The sequence below is a fragment of the Rhodopirellula europaea 6C genome (assembly GCF_000338295.1).
Lineage (GTDB): Bacteria > Planctomycetota > Planctomycetia > Pirellulales > Pirellulaceae > Rhodopirellula > Rhodopirellula europaea.
In genome coordinates, this window is sequence record NZ_ANMO01000142.1 from 17006 (window position 1) to 39009 (window position 22004).

Consider the following 22004-nt stretch of genomic DNA (forward strand, 5'->3'; position numbering starts at 1 on the left):
AAACCAAACGTCGGCAAACGTGATGTCTCTGTCTTCGTTGCCGATGAGTGATCTCTACCGAAAAATGACTTCGCCGTACAAGTCACCTTTCGCTTTCAAGGTTTTGATAATGGCGATCAAGTCTTCCGTCGGGACGTCCAATGCGCCGAGGGCGTCCGCCAAACTTTTCAACTTGGCCGCTGCCGGAGTACCGTCGGGACCGACTTCAACGAATCGGCCACCACCGCCTGCTTCGATGCGCAGGTTTCGATGAGTGACCAGCACCGGCGCGATCTCGACGTCTTCGCCGATCACGACCACGCCGTCGGCTTCGTTGATCACGACTCGTTTGCCGCGGTTCGCCAATTGGATTGGAATGTCCAACAGGAATGCGATGAACTTGATTGGGTTGTCGCGATACAGTGGCGGCACGGTGACCTCCACGTGCAATTGATCGATGGCGCGAGCGTGTGCGGTTTCTGGATTGCTGCCATTGGTCATTCGATTTGGGCTGGCCAAACGCGACGCGGTACGGTCACCCATTGTCAGCGATGTCAGGCTGTTGACTTCGTCTTCGATCCGTTGTGCAGTATTGAAGTCGGCAAAGTCTCGATCAATGACCAATGTGATGCGATCGTTTTGAACGTAAGACGCTCGGACAGACGTTTCCATCTTGAGTCCGCCTTGGATGGATGCCGTCGTGGGAGGTGCATCGGCGGAAACCGAGATGCGTCCTTCTGCCATGCCGTAGACCGTTGGGTTGTCAGCTCGTGGACCAAGCATCGGAGTGAGCATCAGATAGCCTCCATCGAGGCTCTTGGCACTGATCGCATTGATCGTCACATCCAACACATCGCCTTGCTGCGCACCGACGGTTGGAATGGTGGCGCTGACAAAAACCATGGCGACATTCTTGGCATCGCCGACGTCTTCGATATTCAAACGTCCGGCCGCGTCCACTGCCATCGGCCCGCCCATCAATTGCATCATCCGAGCCAGTGCGCGCCCCTTAGGAGCCGCGTCGCCGTCGCCGGTTCCTTGCAGACCAACCACCAATCCGAGGCCTTGCAGGGTGTTGGTTTCTTGGCCTTTCAAGCGACACAGGTCGCCGAGTTTCAATCCACCTGCCATCGCCGATGGCAACTCGCAAGAAGCGGCGGCCCACAAAAATGCGGTGAAAAATACGGTCGTTCGAAGCATGCGTTGGCTGTTCATTAGAATGGTTTCAAACGATCGAAGGCACGTTGGAACCATCCGCGACGATAACCATCTCGCAATTGGCCCTGGTCCTGTTTGTTGATTTCGAGGTCGATCAGATCGCGACTGAGCACGACGTTGTCGGGACCGATATCTTGAGCTCGGCAAATACCTGACAGCGACGTTTCCCAAAGGTTGTCGTTGACACGGTATTGCTTGCGAGCCTCGACGACCAAGTTGCCGTTGGGGCGAATGTCAACGATGCGCGCAGCGATGTTGAACGACATCGATTCGCGAGACTCGACGGAAGCTTCGGCTCGCGAATTGGCCGTGGTTTGGGCGTCGACGGTGGGATCGCCCTCCGCCTGTGGATCGGGGATCAATCCGCCGCTTCCAAGTTTGATCCATTCCGAAAGCGTGGCTTGGAACAACGACACTCGCCGTTTTTCGGTGTCTCCTTCGGCCATCATTCGAGCGATTTCGTCGACGCGAATGGTGACGATGTCTTGAACGCGAAACGCTCGCATTGGTGGAGCGGGTTGATAGGTCCAGCTCACCCCGGCCAATCCCACTGCGGGAGGCGGCGAGTTGTCGTAGGACGGCGCAGGTTGATTCGCGTTGTTGTGATTGTTGGCGTCGTTGGGATACGGTCCCGCGGGAGCTCGCTCGGCCACGCCTGGCGGAAGGAACTCAGGCGGCATGACGGCGGCATCGGGGCCAACGCCGGGAACCGAACGTTGCTGAAGGTTACTGGCGGGAACCACCGCGCTGGTCGGTCTGGCAGGTGCGTTGGGCATCCATGGCGGAGTGGCATGCAGTAACGACGAATTTTGTGCGCTGGCAATGCTGCCCGAAAGCATCAATGACACTGCGATGGTGGCAAACAAACGAGGCATGGATGTCATGGTTGCGGTTGCCATTTGCGAGTGGGTTTATTCGCGAGAACGCGGTTGGGTTGTGTCACAATCTCAACGACCGATGGCTCCACGACTTTGGCCAACAAACGACGTTTGGGCGACAGAGTTTCGATTTCAATCAATTCGTTTTGGGCACCATCCCCCAAAGCTTTCGCGGTGGTCGTCACACGGATGCCGCCACCGGAGACCTGAACCTCGACCAAATCGCCTCGGCGAACCAATCGCGGTGCGGCAAAGTCGCCGGGCCGAAGTGGCACGCCGGACCGAATCAGGCCAACGACTTCCATGCCCATCACTTCGTCTATATCCATGACGCGATCACCGGAAAGCTCATTGACCGGTGAAGGTTGGAAGTGGACATCGCCGGGGCCAACACGATGGCCTCGCTGCAACGGGCGTCTCGCAACAACGACGGCGGGTTTGGGAGTGAACGTCACTCGCACAATGCCGTCGCACTGATTGGTCCGAGATCTCGCATCGATTTTGATGCGACATGTAATCGGTTTGGCATCTTCCGCTGACCAGTGAGGCATTGGATCGAGGAAGCGAATGTCTCGTACGCCTTGCATTTCGGCCAAGGACCCAATTTCGTGCGACACAAATGAGGATTCGTAGTCGAACGCGTCCGTCAGATCGCGGTATTGATTTTGGAGACCGAGGTGAACCCAGTGAGAAAGACGTTCTCGCGTTTCGAAATCCAGGTCGTCTTCCTGGACGGGGTGATCCAGCATGGCGTGGGCGACATAGGTCGCGTCGACTGAATCGCTTTGCGTTGAGACGGGACGAGCCCGGGTGAATTGGTTGGGTTGGGTGGGAGTTGCATCTGCGTGACTTTGTTCGAGCTGAACATCGGCATTTGCCCCGCCACTTGATTCGTTGACTGCGTGCACAATGATAGTTTCGTCGCCGTAAATTTTGATTCGGGCCGCGGTGGCTTGGCCTCCGACAAGCAAATCTGCCAATCGGTCGCGTGAGATCTTGGCCGCAGAACCATCCAGCGGCATCAGTCCAACGGTTGCATCCGCCAATCGCGGCCACGCTGCAAAGTTGGCTTGCAGGGGACGGACCACGTCGCGAAGCCGAATGATCGGTGAACTGGTGCTGGCGTTTTCGATGGCTGTGAATTGCCAACGAGTGTCGGCGTCGATGGTTTGACTGCGAGGGCCTTTGGATCGTGTTGACTGACCCGATGTTCGCATGGATGCGGGCGAAACTCTCGGTGGGGGATTGCGATTGAACTTCGAATCGACGCCATAGAACGGTGTTCGCATCCCAGCACCAGCAATGTCGCTGGCGTCGTTTGGCGTTTGTGCGAATAGATTCAACGAAACCAAAATCGAGCACGCTAATGCGCATGCGATGATCCACCCTTTGATAAAGGCGGATCGCAAAGACGTTTTCGAATTCGGGACCATCAAGGTTTAGAACCGTCGAAGTTGAGAGATGTTTTGCATGACTTGATCGCCCGCCTGCACCGCTTGGCTGTTCAATTCGAACGCCCTCTGGGTTGTGATCAGGTCAATCAGTTCTTGAACCGGTTCGACGTTGGATGCTTCCAAGTTGCCTTGGCGAAGCACACCCATGCCGTCTGTTCCCGGGTTGTTGATTTGCTCTGGACCGGATGCATCGGTTTCGGAGTACAGGTTTTCGCCGTTCTTCAACAATCCATCGGGGTTGATGAATTGAGCGAGCTGGATTTGGCCTTGGTTGGTCAATTCGGTTTGCCCTGGTTGGCGAACCATGACTTCGCCGTTGCTGTTGATGACAACCGCGGTAGCGTCCGGTGGGATGGTGATCGGAGGATCGAGTAGTCGGCCGACTTGCGCCGAACCCATGACCAACTCGCCATTGGCGTTGATGTCCAAGTTGCCAGCTCGGGTGTACATCGTGTCTTGGCTGGACGGGTCCACGACGCGGAAGTAGCCGCCGCCTTGGATGGCGACGTCCAAGTCTCGACCGGTTTGCTGCAGCGTTCCTTGGCGTTGATCGGTTTGGGTGCTGGTCACACGAACGCCCAAGCCGACTTGAGTGCCGACGGCGGTGGGAGTTTGCGTGGAGTCTTGCACGCCAGGGTAGACCTCGGTTCGATACAGCAGGTCTTCGAAGTTGGCGCGATCCTTTTTGAAACCAGTCGTGTTGATGTTGGCCAGGTTGTTGGCGATCACGTCCAGTTTGGTCTGCATCGCCTCCATACCGGTGGCGGCGGTGTACAGCGTTTGAACACTCATGCGAAATTTTCCTTGTGAGAGAGCGACGACTGCATCGCGGTTAGCTCTGTAGGACGCGACCGATCAGGGAACCAAGAACACTGTCTTGGTTCTTGATCATTTGGATGTTGGCTTCGTAGGCGCGAGACGTTTCGATCATCTCCATCATCGTGCCCGTCGGGCTGACAGCGGATTGTTCCAGCGAACCTGCGACGACGTTGCGTTGACTGTCGGGAACCAAGCTGAACTCGGCCAATGGTCGAAAGAGGTTGCCGCCAACATTGGCCAAGTCGCCGTAGCTGGCCGGTTGAGCAAGCATCAGTTGTTGGGTTTCGCCGGCCTGAGTGATCGTGCCTTCCGAGCCGACCGTGAACGGGCGTCGTGGGTCGATTTGGATCGGCCGGCCGCCTTTTCCAAGCACAGGATCACCGCCAGAATTGACCATCGTGCCGGTGGAATCGAACATGAAATCGCCGGCTCGCGTGAGCAGCTGTTCGTCACCGCGTCGCAGAACAAAGAAGCTCTTCTTGTCGTGCAATGCAAAGTCAGTTTCACGACCGGTGGTTCGAATTGCTCCGACACCAAATTGAGTTTGTTCGGGCTGGATGGTCACGCCACCGCCGATGTCGTCCGCACCACCGAGTCCGGGTGAAACCATGCCTTCTTCGATCAGTTCTGAGAACCTAGCCTGCAAGATCGTTTGGCTGGGTTTGAATCCCGGCGTGTCGACGTTGGCAAGGTTGTGGCTGATCTGTTGCAGTCGGTGGTTTTGTGCCTGGGCACCCGCTGCTGACAGATACACTCCGTAGGGCATGGATCGCTCGCTTGGATCGCGTGACTCCGGTTCCGCCGAACCGTTCGACGTTCCTTTGGGGGTACGCAATCGGGGACACGAACCTCAAGGTCAATTCTTTAGCGAAAGTTTGCCGAATCTCGGAATTTATTCCTGTGACCGTGAATTTCGAGCCGGAATCGTTTTGAAAGCCAGGGATCAGCCTGCCTCGCCGAGGTTTGCATGACATTGCAAGAAGCTGGATTGATCGAGTGATTTCGGATGCAATGCCAGCAGCGTCGCGAAGCCAGGAACGCTGCGAGTAAAGAGGACACCGCGATTGCAGTGACGTTCCGGTGAGCGGAGCATCGAATGCAGCGTCGCAGCGGAAGGTCGTCGGGGAGCGGACGTTCGTCGTTACTCCGCGACTGCTGCAAAGAGGTTGTCGCCTCTTGTTGGCTCGCTACTCAACGGCCGGCGCGCTTGGCACCGGCGATCGCAATTGTGGATCTGTGACCACGGAGCAGTGGCATGGTCAGTTCCGTGTTTCACACCTGGGCCAATGCTGGTGAGGGCACAAACCGTGTTACGCGGATGCCATTTGATGCGACAACACCGGCATCTGGTTGTCTTGACCGCTCTGGCGAGCCGCGAGTCCGGCGATCGCACAGACTTGTTTCAGCGACTTCTCGTAAGCCGACATCGACTTCACTGAGGGAGCGATTTGCAGGATGCCAATCGACAAACGTTCGCCTTCGTTTGTTTTTTCAGCCGCGGCCAAAGTCACGCCGATCGAACCTGCCGCACCGCAGATTTGGTGGGCTCGTTCCATTGCATCGTCCGCCTCGAGATGAGGCATGCAGATCACCAGCGTTGATTGATCCAGGCAACCAATGTGGTCTTGGTTGCGTGTGGCGGCACGAACCAATTGCAGCAACGATCGCATGGTCGCTCCGCTGGGTTTGCCCGACAGTCGGACGCTCATCAATTGGTTGGATGCCTTCCCTCGATTGGGCGACGTTTGCATTTCTTCCACGTAGTCGACCATCGTCGCCATGTCCGGAAGGTAGCTCAGTGCCTTAGGACGTTCGCTGGCGGGTTCTTCCAACGCGTCTTGAAATTCTTCCACGACCTCGGGGGTCGCTTCGACTTCTTCGGTCACAACGGTTCGCGGCTCGGGAGGCTGTTCCAATTCAACCGATGATCGTGTGTCGCGAGCCAATGCTTCCACTTCCGTTGCCAATTCTTCTTCTTGGGCACGAGGCGCCGTGATAGGTTGTTCAATCAGATCTGAACTGGACGAAATCGGTCTGATCGGCGTGGCGACTTTCGAAGCAGTTTCGGAGATTGGTTCTTCGACTGCAGTATCGCTCGGAAGTTTGCCCGCACGAACGAATCGTTGTTGATCAATGTAGTGGGCACAGTCGCGGCCGACTTCTTTGGATCGGTAAAGAGCTTCGTCGACTCGCTGCAGCCATTCTTGAGGAGACTGCTGCGGCTCGAGTGCTCCGATGCCGACGCTGGCGTTGACCTTCAAGCATTTGCCTTCGAATCGAACTTCACGTGTTCCGATGGCAACTCGAGTTTGTTCAATCAATTCCACCGCCTCGGCCAACGTCTTGTCGTGCAATAGCATCACGAACTCTTCGCCGCCGAACCGTGCGACCATCCCGTGCGGCTGCAAACGAGCGTCGAGCAATTGGGATACCACTCGCAAAACTTCGTCGCCAGCACGGTGACCATGGGTGTCGTTGAATTTCTTAAAGTGGTCGACATCAAGCACAGCCAGCACGCCGGCGCGAGTCGGACCGAGTGCATGACGACGCAGCAAGTGCTCATCGAATGCACCACGATTGAAAATCTGAGTCAGTGCATCGGTTTGTGCCCTCTGCTCGGCCGATTGCAGTTGTTGCGATTGTTCACGGATTCGAGCCTGTGCTTCTGCCAACTGTGTCCGCATGACTTCGTTGGCCGCGATCATTTGATCGACGGCGTCCACGATCGCGGGCGGCGAATTGGACAGGTCGCTTTCGTGAAGCGTTGTGCTCAAGTTCTCGACGCGACTTTGATGAGCGTCGACATCGGCAGCGATGGATTGAGTGTATTGCCGAACGCGATCGGCAACGGCCATCACCTTTTCGGCGTCCGGGGAATCTTCGGTTGATTTGAGGTTTTCATCGGTCACCGAAACACCTTCCGGCGATTGCGGGTTCACCGAAGAGGCTGGCGCGTTCGGCGTTGGAGAGTCAGATACTTGCCCTTGGTTGTAAAGAGCATGCATCACCCAGCCACAAGTCATTCCGGCGCCACCGCTACTGGCTGCAATGATGATATCGAGAAGCACGTGTCAGTCCCCGCAAAGGATCTTGAAGTTCAGATGGATGAAGAGTGGGCAATGGAGGCCAGCGAGTCGTGTCGTCGAAGCCTCACCCCATCATGTGTGCTCGCCAACGTTGTAATGGATCACAGATTCCCCGACCCACCCGAATGCCGCTTGCGAGACACAACCCTACGTCATAGTTTGCGGTAAAAGGAAAAATCTTCTTCTTTGATGCCCCCCTTTTGGAAGAGGGTCGGTCTCCGCCTTTCTGACGCGACCGAGTCAACGACATGTTGCGACAACTCTTCCCCTGCACTCGACTTGAGGAAATTTTATTCAAAGAAGTTGGGTTTTTTGCAGTCGCGACCCATTGCCCCGATCTTTCCTGGTTTGACAGTCGGCTGTTTGCTCATCACAACAAAATCAAAGAATTGCCGTGGCCTGAATCGCAAACATCGGAAATATTATTGAGGACGGAGTTTGCGCAGGACAAACCTGTTCGGGCCTTTCGTGTCTTCCTGAAAGGAATTGGGACATTTATGCATTCGACTACACCATCAAACGACATTGCTTCCACCGTCTCCGGTGCACCGATCGGTCTGACCGATCCTGCCGATCTTCGCGTATCGGAACTTCGTGCCACCGCCGCCATCCGAGCTTTGGCTGACAGCAATGTCGCTGAACTGCGGTTCTTACGTGTGGACGAAAGTGAAAACGAAATCTGCCTGACCGGGCGTGTTCGCAGCTTCTATCACAAACAGCTTGCTCAAGAAGCAATTCGCCCCATCGCCGCAGGACGCCAAGTCGTCAACCGCGTCGACGTCTGCATGACCTCCTGAATTCGCTGCTCAGCTGAGTGACCGCGACCGAACTCGGCCTCGACGCCGGGCTTCCCGATCCGGTGAAAATTTTCAACGCATCCATTCAATGCGTCCCGTGTCTCACTCCGCGGGAATTCGCTCGGCCAGTTTGTTCGTTGAAAATGCGTCGCTGAAGTATTGGCGATATTCGGTTTCTTTGACCGGGAACAGAGCGTCAAATGCGTCTTTGCCTCCAGCACCATGCTGGAAACGACGCTTTGGATTGACTGGCATCTTCACACCGGTCACCGCTTGAATGCCCGCACCGACGATTTGGCCCTTCAGTGCGTAGAGCTTCTCATGGTCCCAGTCGGTCATCTCGATGAATGGGGTTCCCTCGGCGACCTCGATCACCTCGGGCAATGCCATCGGGCTGAAACCGTGGAATCCCAATCGACGCGCCGGCGCACTTGTCCGAACATGCCCGCGACTTTGACCACCGCTGTAGACGAGTGAATGCTTCACGGCGTCCACGCCCCAGCCTTCTTGGTAGAGCATTTGATTGTTTAGAACGCTTCGAATGGTTAGTTCGGGATTCTCTTCGATCGGGTAGTCCTTGAAGTTCTCGTCGCCGCCATCTCCATCGACCAAGTACCTCCAATCCGGATATCGATCGCGAATGCCTCGGCACAGCGCCAGTCCCATGGTGGCACTTTGGATATCCAGCGGTTTGTAGTCCTCGGTGACTTCAATCGCGGATCGCCAATCGATGTGAGACTTCTCCACCGAGATGACTTCCAATAACATCGGCATCCCGATCGCTTCCAAGAATTCGCTGGCCTGCGCGAAATCAGTTTCGCGAGAGTGAGCGTTTTCCTTCACGGACAACACAAACGCTTTCAAACGTTGAGGTGTCTGGCCGCGTTCTTTCAACGCGTGAATCATCGCGATTAACACCGCACCGCTGTCGATGCCTCCGCTGAACATCACACCGATCGGTGCGTCCTCTTCGATCGTATCGATCCAATCGGAACACGCACCGACCAGTCGTTCGATGTACCGCGTGCCGATCGCTTCGATGCTGGCAGGCAACGTGTTCGAACGTGGGTCAAAGAATCGGTGCAGCGTTGGATTGGGATCGGGGCAACCGGTCAGTTGCAGCTTCATGACGTGATGCGCCGGCACCATCCGCGTGTACGAAGGATGGAATTGGTCTTCCAGCCCTTCTGCTCGCAGTTGTTCAAAGATCTCGTCGATCCGCTCGGCGACAATCAAGCAAGGACCCGCGGCACGCTTGGCCAAGAAGTAACGCATCGGACGCCCGATTGATCGAGCCATGTGCACCGTCTTACCTTCCGCCTGCAAAATCGCGAACTGCCCGCGGATCTTTCCAACCGATTCGGCATCACCACTTCGAACCGCTGCTTCCGCCGCTTCGCGAGAGGTACCTAACAGGATGTCGCCGCTGGGATCCAGCAAGTTCACGATGCGTTCGATAACCGGAGGCGCGTTCATGTTCATGGCAAAGTTCCTGATGAGTGAAGTGGATGGGAATGAGAGAGGCATGATTGTCGCAAGTGTTTTGCGTGCCAGCACTGTTCAATGCGATCGGGAGTTTGCGATCAGGCCAATGCTAAACGCTCAACGATCGCGATCAAACATCGAACGATCACGCAAAGGCTTTGCCAACCAACCGTTCGTAACCTTCTCGGTAGCGATCCGCGGTTTGATGTGCGATTGATTCCGGCAGAGGTGGCGGAGGGCTGTTGCGGTCCCAGTCCGATTCTTGCAGGTACTCGCGAACAAACTGCTTGTCGAAGGACCGTTGAGAGTGTCCCGGTTCGTATTCGTCTGCTGCCCAAAAACGAGAACTGTCGGGAGTTAGCACTTCATCAATCAACATCAGCTCACCATCGACGACGCCAAACTCAAATTTGGTGTCCGCGATCAACAAGCCACGTTCAGCCGCGATCTTGGACGCGTCTTGGTAGATTGCCAAACTCATTCGTCGCAGTTGGCTGGACTGTTCTTCGCCGAGCGATTGACTCATGACTTCGTACGAGACGTTTTCGTCATGCCCTTCGTCGGCCTTGGTTGCCGGAGTGAAAATCGCTTCGCTGAGTTGGTCGCATTGCTTCAGCCCCGCTGGCAAAGAAACGCCGCAGACTTCACCTGTAGCTTGGTATTCTTTCCAACCGCTGCCTTCGAGGTAACCTCGAACGACGCATTCGAAAGGAACGACCGATGCCTTCCGAGTCACCATCACGCGACCTTCGAGCGGCTTGGGATCAACGACGGCGGCGACGTCTTCTGGGACGTTGGTGCTGATCAAGTGATGCGAAATCGATTGAGGTTCACCAGAGTTGTCGGTGCTAGCGGAGCCAATGTTTTGGCCGATTCGCCCCGCATCCATTTGCTCGAACCAAAACCGGCTCATCGCGGTCAGCAAGCGTCCCTTGTCGGGAATGCCGGTGGGCAAGATGTAGTCGAACGCGCTGATCCGATCGCTGCTGACAATCAGCAGTCGGTCGCCCAGATCGTACACATCACGGACTTTGCCTTGGCGGCGTGGAAACGGCAGTTGGGTGCTCAGCAAAGCGCCCGCGGCATCGGATTGATAGGTGTCATTCATGCCGCAAATGGTCGCACACCGACCGGGTGCCGACAAGCATCACCCACTGCAGCTTCGCTTTCGGGTTCCATCCGTCGCGGAAGTCGCCAAGACTTTCGGCAAGTCCAAACGTGCTTCCTGGGACCGCGCCAGCACCAGCCAACGCCGAACAGAATCGGCGTGGTGAAACGAAGAAAGGGACCAACGCCCGGAACTGTGATCTACGCCCGAAATTACTTCGGTGCGATCATGCAGATCATTCGTCGACCGTGCTGCTGGGGCTTGGTTTCGACCTTGCCCACTTCGCTCAGGATCTCGATGACCTGTTCCATCACTTTGCGGCCCTCTTCGATGTGGGCCATTTCACGACCACGGAACAGCACGCTGACTTGGACCTTGTCTTTGTGTTCCAAGAACTTTTCAGCTTGGCGAACCTTGGTGCGAATATCTTCGTCACCGGTTTTGGGCCGCAAGCGGATTTCTTTGGTCTTGGTGTGAGACGAACCGCTGTTCTTTTTCTTGTTTTTGTCGTACTTGAATTTGCCGTAATCCATGATTCGGCAAACCGGCGGACGCTCTCCAGGGGCCACTTCGACCAAATCCAACCCTGCATCGCGAGCACGCTCGAGAGCCTGTTCGGTTGGGATGATTCCGAGTTGTTCCCCCTCCTCGCTGACAACACGCACAGGCGTGATGCGGATTTGGGCGTTGATGCGAGTTGAATCGCGATTTTCCGGTTGTACGTTTCTGCGTGCCAATGCCACTAAAGCAATCTACTCCGGCCGGGGGGCGTTCCGGCGCAAGTGGAAATCAAATCGATGGAAACGAATGTGTTGCCATCGCAGCGGGTGGACGCGTCGTCCAGTCAAAATCCGCTTCCTAAACAATAGGATAGTCAGCCTGACTAGTGGGGGAGGAATTCGTGAAATTCGTTCCAACCGCGTCAACCCCAATTTCTTGAAGTATCCAGGGGTGGGTCCGCAGCCGTCAACAGCGAATTGGTGAATTCTTTGCGTTTTCGCGGATCTGTGAGTGATTTCAACGTATTTCGCGGGCTTCCAGGGTCCGGGAACAGTCCGCGAGCTGGCGATACGGCGGGGATTGAAAAATGCGTGATCGGGGTGGCTTGACGAACCGTCAGGGTCATCGCAAACTGTGCGACCGCTTAGGAAACGCAGGCACTGGATCTTGTCCCCCAGCCAACCGATTTCCTATCAAAGCACCCGCGAATGAAGCGGGAACCCTCGGGTCGAAGCCTGGATATGATCCAGATCAGACCCCGACGGGCGATTAGCTCAGTTGGTTAGAGCGCCACGTTGACATCGTGGAGGTCACAGATTCGAGTTCTGTATCGCCCACTCCCAAAAACCCCGCAATGCCTAGTGTTTTGTGGGGTTTTTTCGTGTCCGCATCGGTTTCAGCGCCATCGTCGGTTTGGTCAGGAAGGGACAGAAACGGCATGTTTTGAACCTCTTGGACTGCATCAGGTGCAAGCAGTGGTGCAAGCTTTCGCGGCTCGGTTTCGTCGTCCGAATCCTCTGATTCGTTGGGAATAGCAGCCGAACGGAAAATCGAAAGCGTCTCCATCGCTTCGGCTTTTTCGAGCATCCACGCACTGACCAGGACTGTTCGGCGGTGTTTGCAATTGCGGCATGGATTTCTAACGCCGTCGCAAGACGCTGGAGGCGATTGACGAATCAACCGGCTGCCACGATCGTTGATGTCCCTTCGGGGGTCGGGGTACCGCCAAGCATTCTCTGCGAGGGTAGCAGTGGCCTTGAGCATTTCATCGAGTAGATCCATCTGTCCGCAAACTTTGCTTCATTCGCCCGGTCACTCCGTAAGCTCCGCGTATCTGTCCCAGTGATCCTGGAGCATGTCGACGTCCATTGCTTTTGATGACACCAGATAGCGGTAACGCGAAACGTATTTCTGTCCTGGGCTGATCTCGAACGGGCCTTCGACCATGGGGGCAAAGCAGAAATACGGTTTGTTCGGATGGATGCGAACGGGCTGGGGGGCACGGAAGTTTTTTGGGCTGCAGAAAACGGCAGCTGAAACGTCCTGACCATCGACTTTGCCACTAAAGGCGACCCAGTTGGGGCGAGTGTGGTTGCCTTCCCAGCGGTCTTTTCCGTCACTTGTCAGATACTGCACATCGCCTGGATGAATACTGTGGTCTTCCTGCTCTCTCAGCCACTGGGAGTTACCGCGGATCGCCATTCCACCGTAGTGGTATTCCGCTAAACTCAGCGGCTTGTCGGCCACACCATGCTGAACGCTAACGATGTCAAAGAGAAAATATTCCGCCGGGGTTTGATGAACAGTGACGGTCCATAACTCGTGGAGTACGTCGATCCATTTGTCACCGTCTTTCACCATGAACGCGTGCTTCACGCTGAAGGCGACCTTCCGCTCTTCTCGGCTCAGGTTGACCACCTCGCGGAACTCGACTTTGCCGAGACCCTTTGCTTGGTTCCAAAAGTCGACATTCATTCCGTCGAACTTGCTCTTCACCCAAGCAAAAAACAACGCATGCTGGTGAGCGTGATCCGCAGGGTAATCGCCAGTGAGTTCCTGACCCGTCGGAGTGTAGACCGGATGAATGTAGCCGCTACGCTTAAAGTACTCCGGAGTCCCTTCCGGAACTGGCTGCGCTTTCTTAATGTACTGGAGAACTGGTTTTCCGCGCAGCATGACGCGGATCGTATCATCCGTCTCGGTCAGCTTTAGGTCATCGCCAGCGGTTGCCTGCGTGGTAACACTGAATGAAGACAGCAGAAAGAACAGAGCGATTGATGTTTGCTTCATTGTGGTACGGTTTTCATTGTTGTCAAAACTTCAAAGGCTTCTTCTTTTTGGGTCCCGAACAGGCGGGAAATTGCGCACGTGTGGCTACCGTTCATCTTCTTCCAGTGGCCGACTTCCTTTGAAGGCTCCCCAGTTTTTTCGCTTTCGGTAGTCTTTGTCCTGCTCATAAACCTTCAGGTCAGCACCAGGGTTCAGCTTGGGGATTCTGGCTCCGACCTTTTCAAAGTAGGTCATCATATCAGTGTAGAGCTTCTGGTGTTTGTCCGGATGCCGCGCGGCGATATTGGTCACCTCGCCCATGTCGGTGGACAAGTCAAACAGCATCGGAATTTCAGGGCGATCGTAGAAATGAAGCACTTTGAGATCGCCGGACACGACGGCGGAGTGCGGCATGCTCGATCGGTAGTGCGGGTAGTGGAAATAGAGATTCCGCTTGAGGAAGGCTTCCGTCGGCGACTGCCCTTCCATGTAGGAAGCGAGACTTACGCCGTCGATGTTCTTCAGTGCGGTCGGATCACCGCCGGCCCAGTCGACGAATGTCGGCAGGAAATCGTAGTTGACGACATTGCCCGTGAAGACAGAACCTGCCTTGATGCCGGGACCTCGGACGATCATCGGGACGCGGATGCCACCCTGCCAGACCCACCACTTGGCGGCATGGTGTGGCTGAGTCTGCCCCTCCGTCAACTGAAGTTCTTTGTGTCGGTAGCCGTTGTCCGACACGAGTGCGACATACGTGTTGTCTTCGATTCCCAGCTCACTTATGCGCTGGAGCACGGCTCCGATGCGTCCGTCGAGATCGTCGCCCATGCCCAGCCAGATGGCTGGATCTTCCTTGCGTTTTACGGTTTCGGCTGTCTTCCCGATCTTCTGGTAGTAAGCCTGCACGAGAGGGTGTCGCGTGTATTTCTCGCGTGTTGCCGGCAGACACTCACGACCTTCGTGCATCGCATAGTGGGAGATCTGCAGATAGAACGGCTGGCCGGCTTGTGCCTGCTCGGTCATGAAACCGAGCGCTTTCTCAGTGACGCTGAACATCAGCTTGGGATCAGTCAGGTCGTCGGGCAGGCGTTGGTTTGCGCCAGCGGGCAGCGTATTGCCTGGCTTGTTGCTGGTGTCACCGTCGTGCAGCACGTACCCCTCGTCGCCGGGATCGCCTCGCATGTGCCACTTACCAATGTGGGCGCTGACATAACCGAGCGGCTTCAAGGCTTCGGGGATTGTCACCGCGTCCGCGTCAATCGTCATGTCCGAGACGCAAGGAATCACCGGAAAGTCGGGGTAGCCCTTTTCGTCGTAGTAGTCCTGTCCGCGATCGTTCATGAACACGGTGAAGCCGTTCCGCGGCGAGGATTGTCCGGTCTGCACGCAGACTCGCGACGGAGAACACTGCGGCGAAGCATACGCGCCGGTGAACTTCATACCCTCACGAGCCAGCTGCTCGACATTCGGCATCTGCAAGACCGGCATACGCGAGTTGTCCATGCCGTCGCGCATCGGAATTGGCGTACCGTTCCACGCCCAATCGTCGATGAAAAGGAGCACAATGTTTGGCTTCTCTGCGGCAACACAGTTGCCGGCCAACAACCATCCAACGCATAAGAGCAAAACTGCTGGGGTGATTCTGGTACTACTCATTGCGGCTTCCTGACTGGTGCTGTGTGCAAGGCTATTTTCATGGTTGGTGATATTCACTCGTTTGGATTGTCGCTCGCGATTATTTCTTCTCGATCCGACGGACGCGAATCGACCGAAACGAAACGTGGCGTGCTGTCTCCGGTGACTTCTTGACACCGTGTACCTGCACTGCGATCACACCCGAGGGATACTTCGCGTAGGCTTCGGAATCAGTGACATCCCCCACCTGTTTGCCATTGATCCATGTTTGAATTCGCGGCCCTTTGGCCAAGACTCGAAGTGTGTTCCAGTGGCCGTTCACCATCGCTTCATTGCGAATCAGTTCTTCTTTCGGCGTTATCCATGCGCCGTTTCCCTGGTTGAAAATGTAGCCACTGCGCCCGGGAGATTTCCCAATATCCACCTGTGGTCCGTGCATGGATGCACGAACTTTTCCGTTATCGCCCGTTCGCGTCAGTTGAGTCCGAATTTGAATGCCTGAATTAAGGTCCGTGTCGTGGAGTTTGACTTCCAATTCGAGTTCAAAGTCGCCGTACGATTCAACGGTGTGCAAGAACTGAGTCTGGCTGGAGCTGGTGCCAACAATGACTCCGTCGGACAACGCGAATTGTGTGTTGTCACGTGATGGTTTCCAACCTTCGAGGCTCTTGCCATCGAACAAGGTCACCCAATCACCAGCGAACGCGGAGCCACTGCAGAACGAGCTCACAAGAAGTACGAGGATGGAGATATGGCGTAGCGTCGTTGAACGAACAGAACGCCCCAGTAAATCTGCAGTCATTTGAATTCCTGTTGTTAAACACTAGGGAGAGAAAATTCAGGACGTCGTTCCTTGGTCAACATTGCATTGGCTGCCTTATCGCCGATGATCTGCTCGTTGTCCGCGTCCCAATTGATCGTGCGACCGGTAATCCGACAGATATTGATCAGGTGCGCGACGCTGCTAATCAGATGGCCGACTTCCACCGGTGCATTGGGCTGTTCACGGGTTTCGATGCAGTCCAGCCAGTTTGTGACGTGCGATTCCGTTTGTGACCCGGTGAATGGAGCGAGTAAGTCCTTCGGATTGCACGCGAAGCGTCCTCGATTGATTTCGAGTTTGCCCTGCTGGCCGATGAATATGCCGCCGAACGCGGGACCATCCGTACTTTCCAGCCGAATGACAGTGCCGTCGGGATAGTACAGTCGAACCCCACGATCCCAGTAACTCTTCGCTTCGGTGGTGGGTTCGATCCGCGTTGGCGCGACGTTCTCCCACCCCATGGCAAGGTGAACCATGTCCAGTGCGTGCGAACCACGATCGCAAATGGAGCCGCCTGTGAATGCGTCGTAACTCCGCCACCTACGATGAAGTCGTTCGTGATAGTCAAGCAGCTTCGCTTGGTCACAAAAATGATTCCAATCCATGCCTTCGGGAATGGATTGCTGCTCGAGACCAGTAGCAGGTTGAGAGCCCGAGTAATTCTTGACGAGGATCGTGTTGACGTTTCCGATTCCACCTTCGCGGACGAATTTGCAGGCATACTGATTGATCGGTGTGCTGCGTTGTTGCGTACCAACCTGCAGCACACGTTTGTGTTTTCGCACTGCTTCGACCAGGGCGCGGCCTTCCGGAATACTGAAGCTGAGTGGCTTTTCCGCGTAGATATCCAGGCCTCTGGCACAAGCGATGATTGCCGCACGTACGCGCACGTGATCGGGCGTTGCGATCATCACCGCGTCGAGCTCTTCAGAGTCGAGCATCTGCTCGTAGTTCTGATACCGCTTCCAAGAATCACCGGCCCTTGGATCGTTTTTGTTGTCAGCCGCAAGGGCATCGATCTGCGGCAGGTAGCAATCGCAGACGGCAACCAATTTGGCTCGATGGGATTCGCGACCCAAGGCACGCGTCAGCCATTTGGCTCGCCCTCCGGCGCCAATTAGTCCGACACGTAACTTGTCGCTGCCGGATGTTGACGGTGCGGCATAGATCATTGATGGCACCAGACCGGACGCAGCCAGCGTGGTGGTCGCGCCGATCGATTTCAACGCCGTTCGACGTGAAGGGTGATTATGGGGTGAAGGGTTCATGCTTGATCCTGTTTGTTCAGCTTGTTTTCATGATGTGAAAGGACTGGATTATTTCGCCTTCGCTCTTCGAGACTCCCTGCGCTTCTTGGTCAGGGCGGAGGGAAGGGGGTGAGCGGCCTCGGCGAAACTAGGGACCAGGCCGCGAAGTTTCTTGATGGTGGCGGCGTAGTCCGGGTTGTCGATCTGGTTGGTCCATTCGTGAGGATCCTTGGTCGTGTCGTAGAATTCCTCTTCTTTCACCCCGTAGCGGGAGTAGCGTCCGAGTTCATGGCGGATGCTGATGTAGGCCAGGTCCGTTTTGGTTTTATCGCACAATCCGGTGATGGCGGTGCTTTCCCACGGAGTTTTCGGGTCTTTGAGCAGCGGAACTAAGGAGCGTCCATCGATGTACGCGGGCGGCGTGAGTCCGCAGAGTTCGGCAAGAGTCGGATAGATGTCCATCAGGGAAACGAAGCGTTCAGACACACCCCCGGCTTCGGTGAATCCCGGCGCGCGAAACATCAATAAGACGTGTGTTCCCTCCTCCCAAAGGGTTGTCTTTTGCCAGTGATGTTTTTCACCGAGGTGAAACCCGTGATCGGTGAGAAAGACCACAATGGTGTTGTCCTTATAGGGGCTCCCTTCGAGGGCATCGAGGACACGTCCTATCTGCGTGTCGACATAAGTGGTCGTCGCGAGGTAAGCCTGCACGGCCTCTTTATGTTTGCCAGCTTCAATGACCTTGTCGGCAAAGCTCCCAATCCCATCGCTCACCGCTTTGGCCAGCGGAGGAAGGTCATCCAGGTCACTCTCTTTCAACTCGGGCAGAACAATCTGCTCCAGAGGGTACATGTCAAAATACTTCTTCGGGACATACCAGGGCATGTGCGGATTAAACGTGCCGTAGGCCAGGAAGAATGGCTTGTCGTGTTGTTTCTCCAAGACCGCGATGGCCTTGTTGGCCCCGCCGGTGTCATTCATTTGCTCTTCAGTGAGATGGATTGTTCCCCAATCCTGTTCACCGCCACTGAGTCCTGCCAGAGGCGCGCCGGGAGGAGCCGGGTCCCTTTTGTGGCCGACTTTATCGTCCCAGTGTTCTTTCTGGTCCCAGCCGTGAGTGATTTTGCCGTACCCGAAGGTGTTGTAACCGTCGCTCTTGAACAGCCCGGCCAGCGACAGTACGTCATCCCGGTTCACCACCTCACTTTTGTTGATCGTCTGCGCGTTGTTGTAGATACCCGATTTCCAGGACGCTACGCCAGAAAAGAACGCGGTGCGAGAAGGCGAACAAACCGGCGCTGCGGTGTAGGCTCGCGTGAAGTTAACACCACTGGCGGCAAACTTTCGCAGATTGGGGGCAACGACTTTGCCCGCGTAGCGATCGGCATCATCCAGCAGCCAACTGTTCAAATCATCGGCAACCAGAAACAGCACGTTCATCGGCTTGTCCGGCTCAGCCGCATCGCAGGCCGAATGTGTGGAAAGCGACATGATCGCGCTGGCGAAGATTGATAATACGAGCGTGAAACGCATTTAATGTTTAATCCTTTTCTTGACGTTGTTCTTTGTTTCGGGAACTGGTGCACCCGGGAGTCTGCCGATCGGTCGGCTGTTGGCTTCCAGTTCCCTGACCGCTGCGTCCATCCGACGACGCAGGTCTGCGACGATTTCGGGATGGTCGGCTGAGACGTCTCGCGTCTCACCTGGATCGTCCTGCAGGTTGAATAGTGATCCTGCCGGAGCTGATGGTCGCTTTCCCTCGCGTCCACTTTTGCCTCCTGGCTTCAATTCCCGAACAAGCAGCTTCCACTTACCGTGACGAATCACCGAGCCGGGGACGATGAATGATTCGTGAATCGGCTTCTCAACCTGTTCACCCCTCAGGTAAGGCAGAATGTTTCGGCCGTCGATCACACGGTCGCCCGGCGCGGCGACGCCAGCGATCGCACAGAACGTCGGCAGCAGGTCGATGATCCCCGTGATCTGACGGTTCGTCGAACCTGGCGCGATCGTACCCGGCCAGCGCATAATGCACGGGACACGAATGCCACCCTCGAAATCGGTCCACTTGCCGTCGCGAAGCGGGCCAGCATCGCCGCCGTCGATCCCGAGCACTGGGCCGTTGTCCGACGCGAAGATGAACAAGGTGTTCTCAGCAATACCCTGCTCGTCGAGAACTTTCATCAGTTCACCGACCTGCCAGTCGATTTCGCGAATCACGTCACCGTAGGTGCCTCGCCGCGACGTACCTCTGAAACGCTCATTGGGAATCCACGGCGTGTGCGGTAGCGGCGATGCGCAGTAGAGAAAGAACGGGTGTTCTTTGTTTTGCTTGATGAAGCCAACCGCGGCGTCGAGCAGTTTCGGCGAATGCTGTCCGTCGGTCTTTCGCTTGATCGACTCAATCCGCTCGAGGTTACGATAAATGCCGGTGCCCTGATCGAGATCGATCATGAAGCCGTGGAAGAAATCGAATCCGTGCCGAGTCGGGTTAAATGCGTCCCATTCACCAAGATGCCACTTGCCGACGATCCCCGTGGTGTAGCCGGCTGTTTTCAGAAGCTCGGGCGTCGTGACTTCATCGGAGTGAATTCCGATGCGGTCTCTGTTGTAGATGACTTTGGTGCAACCAGCACGATGCGCGTGCGAACCCGTCATGAACGCCAGACGAGTCGGCGAGCACCGCTGATGCACATAGAAGTCCGTGAACATCATGCCTTGCCGACACAGCCGATCGATGTTCGGCGTTTCAAGCGAATCGGAGCCGTAGCAGCCCAGGTCACCGTAACCCTGATCGTCGGTCAGAAAGACAACGATGTTCGGCTTATCAGCAGCTTCGACAAGCCCCGGGAATGCCAGAACAACGGAGCAAATCACGTGTTTGGAAATGCCAATATTCATTATTCTTGCGCTACTCCCGCCGGACGTAAGTTCTTTCTGAGATCTGTCTCGAAGGTTGAAAGCTGTCGTTTCAAACGCTGCGCGATCTCGGGATGCACATCAATCAGGTTCGTCTGCTCACCGATGTCGTCGCGCAGGTTGTAAAGCGTCTCGACGTCGACGTTCCTCGACTTGCTGTCTCCGGCGGATTGTCGCTTTGATTTCTTTTCCTTTGCGGGCTTCTCGGTGGCGACGCGATACTTCCAGTCGCCGACGCGGATTGCCTGAACACCTCGACCTCGCAGATAGTAGACGGCCTTGTGAGGCGACTTCGCATCCGACTTTCGGGTAAGCAGCGGCCAGATGTCTTTTCCGTCAATCACTCGGTCGTCAGGGACTACACCGACCGCGATTCGCGTCAGCGTCGGCAGCAGATCCATGCCAGTGATCGGTTCGTCAGACTCGGTTCCGGCGGGAATCATTCCCGGCCAGCGAGCGACGAACGGAACTCTTACGCCGCCTTCGAGCGTCGAGCTTTTGCCGCCTTTCAACGGACCGGCGCTGCCGCCTTTGCCGGTATTGGGGCCGTTGTCTGATGTGAAGATGACTAGCGTGTTATTATCAAGGCCGAGTTCTTTCAGAGACCGTAGGATCTCTCCGGTGCTCCAGTCGAGTTCCTGGATCGTGTCGCCGTAGATACCTCGCTTGCTGCTACCTACAAACTTTTCGGAAGCATGTAGCGGGATGTGCGGCATGTTATGGGCCAGGTAGACAAAGAACGGTTTGTCCTTGTTTCGGGTGATGAAGCGTATCGTCTCCCGCGTGTACCGTTGAGTGAACTGCGTCTGGTCTGCGGGAACTTCGATGACGATGTTGTCTTCGATCAGCGGACATGCAGCCGTTTCTCGCTTAAGTATCCCATCACACGAATAGCCTTCACGATATTTGCAGTCCAACGCATACGTCTTGGTATTTGGATAGTAGAACTGGTTGTTGGAGGCGGGGGTTCCATACCAATAATCAAATCCGTGCTTTAGCGGCTGAAACATGTCTTGGTTGCCGAGATGCCACTTGCCAATGATGGCCGTCGCATAGCCCTGATCCTTCAGCAACTCCGGAAGCGTGATCTCGTCAGGATTCAATCCGTGGTTGTTCCGAGGAAACATGACACCACCGATGCCAACGCGAGTCGAATGGCTCCCAGTCATCAGCGCCGCGCGTGTCGGAGAACAAACGGGTGAAACATAAAAGCTGTTAAACTTCGCTCCCTCAGCCGCCATGCGATCAATACTTGGCGTGGCGATATCGTCGGCCCCATAGCACGAAAGATCACCATAGCCGAGATCATCAGCGAGAATCACGATGACATTGGGTTTCTGCGATTCGGATTGAGCATGCGAATGCGCGGCCGCCAAGCAAAGTACGGCAACTGCTGAAAGAATTCGATTCATTTGTCTTGTTGTTCTGTACCAATTGTGTTCGCGTTGACTCATCGCTTCCGGTTCAGTCGTCTGAATGTGTCACAACTAAGCGGGAAAACGAAACCCGAGCACCTTCGCTCACTTCTCCTGCGTTGTCCTGAGGGTAGGCGCCGGCTTTGAAGTAGAAAGTCTGGTCTGCCCAGGCCCTGTCGTTTTCCAAAACGTTCTCTTCCTGTGTTGTGCCATTGACGGTGATGGCAAGCACACCGCCTTGAAGCCTGATTGTCCAATCGATGTCGCTGCCTCGCTCAACATCAGGAAACGTGAGCTTTTTGTCTTTACCATTGGTCGGGCTTTCCTTCACCAGAGCTTCGATGCGGCCTTTGTAGTACTGAAGCTTGA

General features: G+C 55.7%; 19 protein-coding genes and 1 tRNA gene. 3 read left to right on the top strand and 17 right to left on the bottom strand.

The window, feature by feature from the left end; translation table 11 throughout:
* Positions 1-54: 54 nt before the first annotated feature.
* From RE6C_RS15435 to RE6C_RS15460, 6 genes are all read right to left on the bottom strand, one after another.
* Positions 55-1194 (bottom strand): flagellar basal body P-ring protein FlgI, encoded by a 1140-nt coding sequence (locus tag RE6C_RS15435; protein WP_008657938.1) that lies wholly within the window; start codon positions 1192-1194, stop codon positions 55-57.
* A complete protein-coding gene (locus RE6C_RS15440) occupies positions 1194-2081 on the bottom strand; it encodes a flagellar basal body L-ring protein FlgH (protein ID WP_008657939.1) in 888 nt (295 codons plus the stop codon). Before RE6C_RS15440 ends, RE6C_RS15435 begins: the two co-directional genes overlap by 1 nt.
* A complete protein-coding gene (gene flgA, locus RE6C_RS15445; protein WP_236618243.1) occupies positions 2078-3418 on the bottom strand; it encodes a flagellar basal body P-ring formation chaperone FlgA in 1341 nt (446 codons plus the stop codon). The genes RE6C_RS15440 and flgA overlap by 4 nt, the downstream gene beginning before the upstream one ends.
* Before the next feature lie 96 nt (positions 3419-3514).
* Positions 3515-4321 (bottom strand): flagellar basal-body rod protein FlgG, encoded by an 807-nt coding sequence (gene flgG / locus RE6C_RS15450; protein ID WP_007329888.1) that lies wholly within the window; start codon positions 4319-4321, stop codon positions 3515-3517.
* A gap of 40 nt (positions 4322-4361) precedes the next feature.
* A complete protein-coding gene (locus RE6C_RS15455) occupies positions 4362-5183 on the bottom strand; it encodes a flagellar hook-basal body protein (protein ID WP_039962228.1) in 822 nt (273 codons plus the stop codon).
* Positions 5184-5658: 475 nt separating this feature from the next.
* Positions 5659-7416 (bottom strand): GGDEF domain-containing protein, encoded by a 1758-nt coding sequence (locus RE6C_RS15460; protein ID WP_008657944.1) that lies wholly within the window; start codon positions 7414-7416, stop codon positions 5659-5661.
* 515 nt (positions 7417-7931) lie between these two features.
* On the opposite strand from RE6C_RS15460, the gene RE6C_RS15465 reads away from it, so the two are divergent.
* Entirely contained in the window at positions 7932-8231 is a 300-nt protein-coding gene (locus RE6C_RS15465; RefSeq protein WP_039962233.1) for a BON domain-containing protein, read from the top strand.
* Between the two features lie 102 nt (positions 8232-8333).
* Here RE6C_RS15465 and RE6C_RS15470 read toward each other — a convergent pair whose 3' ends face one another.
* Together RE6C_RS15470 and RE6C_RS15475 are read right to left on the bottom strand one after the other, a co-directional pair.
* Complete coding sequence (locus RE6C_RS15470; RefSeq protein WP_039962234.1) at positions 8334-9707, bottom strand: asparagine synthase-related protein; 1374 nt, start codon at positions 9705-9707, stop codon at positions 8334-8336.
* A 154-nt stretch (positions 9708-9861) separates the two neighbouring features.
* Positions 9862-10824, bottom strand: a complete 963-nt coding sequence (locus tag RE6C_RS15475) for a phosphoribosylaminoimidazolesuccinocarboxamide synthase (protein WP_008657949.1) — start codon at positions 10822-10824, stop codon at positions 9862-9864.
* 7 nt (positions 10825-10831) lie between these two features.
* Here RE6C_RS15475 and RE6C_RS32235 point away from each other — a divergent pair, with 7 nt between their 5' ends.
* Positions 10832-10990 (top strand): hypothetical protein, encoded by a 159-nt coding sequence (locus RE6C_RS32235; protein WP_160167214.1) that lies wholly within the window; start codon positions 10832-10834, stop codon positions 10988-10990.
* A 46-nt stretch (positions 10991-11036) separates the two neighbouring features.
* Here RE6C_RS32235 and infC read toward each other — a convergent pair whose 3' ends face one another.
* Positions 11037-11567 (bottom strand): translation initiation factor IF-3, encoded by a 531-nt coding sequence (gene infC, locus RE6C_RS15485; protein ID WP_007329878.1) that lies wholly within the window; start codon positions 11565-11567, stop codon positions 11037-11039.
* Between the two features lie 520 nt (positions 11568-12087).
* Between infC and RE6C_RS15500 the strand changes: the two genes are divergently transcribed.
* A tRNA-Val gene (locus tag RE6C_RS15500) sits at positions 12088-12161 on the top strand.
* Between the two features lie 475 nt (positions 12162-12636).
* On the opposite strand, the gene RE6C_RS15505 is transcribed toward RE6C_RS15500, so the two are convergent.
* The 8 genes from RE6C_RS15505 to RE6C_RS15540 all read right to left on the bottom strand — a co-directional run.
* Entirely contained in the window at positions 12637-13614 is a 978-nt protein-coding gene (locus RE6C_RS15505; protein WP_008657953.1) for a DUF6807 domain-containing protein, read from the bottom strand.
* 84 nt (positions 13615-13698) lie between these two features.
* On the bottom strand, positions 13699-15201 hold the full coding sequence (locus RE6C_RS15510) for a sulfatase-like hydrolase/transferase (RefSeq protein ID WP_008657954.1): 1503 nt from the start codon (positions 15199-15201) through the stop codon (positions 13699-13701).
* A gap of 130 nt (positions 15202-15331) precedes the next feature.
* Positions 15332-16033 carry a 3-keto-disaccharide hydrolase gene (locus RE6C_RS15515; protein ID WP_236618246.1) on the bottom strand — a complete coding sequence of 234 codons (702 nt, stop codon included), beginning with the start codon at positions 16031-16033 and terminating at the stop codon, positions 15332-15334.
* Positions 16034-16047: 14 nt separating this feature from the next.
* Positions 16048-17322, bottom strand: coding sequence for a Gfo/Idh/MocA family protein (locus RE6C_RS15520; RefSeq protein WP_039962231.1), 1275 nt, complete (start codon positions 17320-17322; stop codon positions 16048-16050).
* Between the two features lie 48 nt (positions 17323-17370).
* Entirely contained in the window at positions 17371-18834 is a 1464-nt protein-coding gene (locus RE6C_RS15525; protein ID WP_008657957.1) for a sulfatase, read from the bottom strand.
* Entirely contained in the window at positions 18835-20202 is a 1368-nt protein-coding gene (locus RE6C_RS15530; RefSeq protein WP_008657958.1) for a sulfatase-like hydrolase/transferase, read from the bottom strand.
* Entirely contained in the window at positions 20202-21632 is a 1431-nt protein-coding gene (locus RE6C_RS15535; protein WP_008657961.1) for a sulfatase family protein, read from the bottom strand. Before RE6C_RS15535 ends, RE6C_RS15530 begins: the two co-directional genes overlap by 1 nt.
* A 52-nt stretch (positions 21633-21684) precedes the next feature.
* Positions 21685-22004 (bottom strand): polysaccharide lyase family 7 protein (locus RE6C_RS15540; protein ID WP_039962232.1); only part of this gene is annotated, 320 nt, incomplete at its 5' end.